Origin of the sequence: Thalassotalea sp. G20_0, assembly GCF_017744175.1 — a bacterium.
Classification (GTDB): domain Bacteria; phylum Pseudomonadota; class Gammaproteobacteria; order Pseudomonadales; family Endozoicomonadaceae; genus Endozoicomonas.
The window spans coordinates 1-970 of sequence record NZ_JAGHQV010000261.1; the positions used below are offsets into that span (position 1 = coordinate 1).

The following is a 970-nucleotide window of genomic DNA, read 5'->3' on the forward strand; positions in this document are numbered from 1 at the left end:
GAACGTTCCATGTTGCTTCCTTATATAAGCCGCGCCGGAGTGGTACGGATATCAGGAAGTATTGGCAATGGTGGGGTGGCTGGAATGAACGGTATTTTTTGCCGCGTTAGCGGCTTGGTTCAACAAGAGCATCCAGCGGACGGCGCTAGACGCGCCGCCCCTTATGCCGGCGTTATGCGCTTCACATCTCAGCATGCCAATATTGCAGTATCATTATTTGATACTATCCTGTATAGTATCTTCCTATGAATGCCAAACACCGAAAAACGCTAATTGCGGTCTACAAAGAACCAGTTCCTAAGCAGTTGGAATGGAAGGCTATAGAGGCTCTTCTCATAGCTGTTGGAGCTGAAGTTATAGAAGGTCGTGGATCACGAGTCAGATTTCATAAGAATGGTGAAATTGGCACTTTTCATAGACCACACCCAAAAAAAGAGGCAAAGCCATATCAGGTGAAAGATGCAAGAGATTTTCTGACAAGAATTGGAGTTAAGCCATGAATACAATGACATATAAAGGTTATGCTGCCAGTATTGAATATAGTGATGATGACGAATGCTTCATTGGTCATATTGCAGGAATAAAAGATCGTGTAGGATTTCATGGTGAATCTGTATCGGAGCTTAAAGATGCTTTCCATGAAGCAGTAGAAGACTATCTTGAAACGTGTGCTTCGGTTGGCAAAGAAGCACAAAAACCATATTCAGGGAAGCTGATGCTTCGTATTCCTCCAGAGCTTCATGCTTCTATTGCTACCGCTGCCCAGGTAAGTGGGCTAAGTATCAACCAATGGATTTCACGAGCACTCGTTCAAGCTTCCCGCATATAAACCAATCCAGCGCATAACGAATAAGGATAGATTGCGCCCAGCCGCAATCTTATCCTGTTGTTGCACAAGCCCGGGTTGATTTCTGGCGAGGAAGGTCTATTGAAGTTTACTTTTCTGGTTGATCTTGAATCAGAGCGTTTT

3 protein-coding genes are annotated in these 970 nt (G+C 44.3%); all 3 read left to right on the forward strand.

Annotated elements, in window-relative coordinates:
* Positions 1 to 249 (forward strand): hypothetical protein (locus J7438_RS25930; protein WP_209278920.1); only part of this gene is annotated, 249 nt, incomplete at its 5' end.
* Positions 246 to 500, forward strand: coding sequence for a type II toxin-antitoxin system HicA family toxin (locus J7438_RS25935; RefSeq protein WP_209204822.1), 255 nt, complete (start codon positions 246 to 248; stop codon positions 498 to 500). The genes J7438_RS25930 and J7438_RS25935, both read left to right, overlap by 4 nt.
* A complete protein-coding gene (locus tag J7438_RS25940; RefSeq protein ID WP_209204823.1) occupies positions 497 to 829 on the forward strand; it encodes a type II toxin-antitoxin system HicB family antitoxin in 333 nt (110 codons plus the stop codon). Before J7438_RS25935 ends, J7438_RS25940 begins: the two co-directional genes overlap by 4 nt.
* Positions 830 to 970: the final 141 nt, after the last annotated feature.

Bases quoted from the DNA above. Each gene is read 5' to 3' on its own strand.
- J7438_RS25935 (WP_209204822.1), top strand. From the start codon at position 246: ATGAATGCCAAACACCGAAAAACGCTAATTGCGGTCTACAAAGAACCA.
- J7438_RS25940 (WP_209204823.1), top strand. From the start codon at position 497: ATGAATACAATGACATATAAAGGTTATGCTGCCAGTATTGAATATAGT.